This is a genomic window from Corallococcus sp. CA053C (assembly GCF_003611675.1).
Classification (GTDB): Bacteria; Myxococcota; Myxococcia; order Myxococcales; family Myxococcaceae; genus Corallococcus.
In genome coordinates this window covers 1-1,123 of sequence record NZ_RAWA01000797.1, presented here as the reverse complement: position 1 = coordinate 1,123, position 1,123 = coordinate 1, and the positions used below count along the sequence as shown (strand labels likewise).

At 68.1% G+C, this 1,123-nt stretch carries 3 protein-coding genes; all 3 read right to left on the bottom strand.

All coding sequences use genetic code 11. From position 1 onward, the window contains the following. Positions 1–13: 13 nt before the first annotated feature. The 3 genes from D7V97_RS45150 to D7V97_RS43215 are packed head-to-tail and all read right to left on the bottom strand — an operon-like array spanning position 14 to position 1,060. Positions 14–163 (bottom strand): hypothetical protein, encoded by a 150-nt coding sequence (locus tag D7V97_RS45150; RefSeq protein ID WP_158623578.1) that lies wholly within the window; start codon positions 161–163, stop codon positions 14–16. A 55-nt stretch (positions 164–218) separates the two neighbouring features. Beyond that, positions 219–473: a hypothetical protein gene (locus tag D7V97_RS43220; protein WP_233583621.1), complete on the bottom strand. Its 255-nt coding sequence runs from the start codon at positions 471–473 to the stop codon at positions 219–221. 35 nt (positions 474–508) lie between these two features. After that, a complete protein-coding gene (locus D7V97_RS43215) occupies positions 509–1,060 on the bottom strand; it encodes an IS630 family transposase (RefSeq protein WP_120616288.1) in 552 nt (183 codons plus the stop codon). Positions 1,061–1,123: the final 63 nt, after the last annotated feature.

Below are 1,123 nucleotides of genomic sequence, written 5' to 3'. Positions count from 1 at the left end.
CCCCTAACCCTCTTCAGGGAAGTCCGGTAAGGCGCAGGCCAGCGTGAAGGAAGAAGGCGGCGAGAACGTCGTGGCGGTGGCCCAGGCGCACGAATGAAGCGCGTGCCTGGGCGCGCAGCTCGGCGACAGAGTCGGGCGTGGCATTGCGCAGCTCGGCCTTCACCACGCCGTTGCAGCCCTCTTCGGGATTGAGGTCTGGCGCGTAGCCTGGCAGCCGCTCAAGGCGGAAGTCCTCGGGGTGGGCGGGTGACGAAGTCGAGCGTCTCGGCACTGTGGTGCTGGTTGAGGCCGTCCCACACGATGGTGAGAGGGCGGCCCACCTTCCCGCGGAAGTAGCGCAGGGCCGCGATGATGTCCTGGCTGGTGAAGCTTCCCTCTCGGTGGCGCGAATACAGGCGCGCCGGCCTGCGGCCGTACGGGGCAACGAGGGCGACGATGCTGGAGACTTCGCGCCGCTTGTCACGACGGCGCAAGGTGGGTGGATGCCCGACGGGCGCCCAGGTAGACGCTACGCGGGCCCGAAACGAACTACCTGTCTCGTCCACGAAGGCAATGGCCCGCCCGCTTCTTCGAGCCCCCTTTTGATGCGGGGCCAGTCGCGCTTCAGCCATGCCTCCACCAACGCATCGTCACGCTCCTTGGCTCGCGTGCGGGGCTGCTGTGGACTCAAACCCAGCCGGTGAAGGCACTCGGCCAGGTAGTTGGGGTGGTAGCGCACTCCGAACGTGCGATGGATGAGGTGCGCCACTCGCGTGAGCGTCCAGCGCTCGGTAGGGAATCCGCAGGTGCGCGCCCCTGCCCCTACCAGCTCCGCCACCTGCCGCCATTCCCCCGAACTCAACTTCGACGGCCGGCCCGTGCGCGGCCTCGCCTTCAACCCGCGTGTACTGCCGCCTGCCTCATGCAGTCGCCGCGCCCAACGACTGACGGAGGCCTCGCTGACACCCACACGGCGCGCCACCTCCGCCTGCGACAGGTGCCCCCGTCGCAGGAGTCGTCCGGCCGCAAGCCGCCGCTCCTCAAGCTGCTGCGCCGTCCAGTGCTTTGGCTGCCACGCCATGGACGCCACCTCTCCATGATGTAACCCGTCAGACCCTTACCCGACTTCCCTGAAGGGGTTTAG

What these genes read in the sequence shown, in the direction of transcription:
- D7V97_RS43215 (WP_120616288.1), bottom strand. Translation starts at nt 1,060, where the DNA reads ATGGCGTGGCAGCCAAAGCACTGGACGGCGCAGCAGCTTGAGGAGCGG.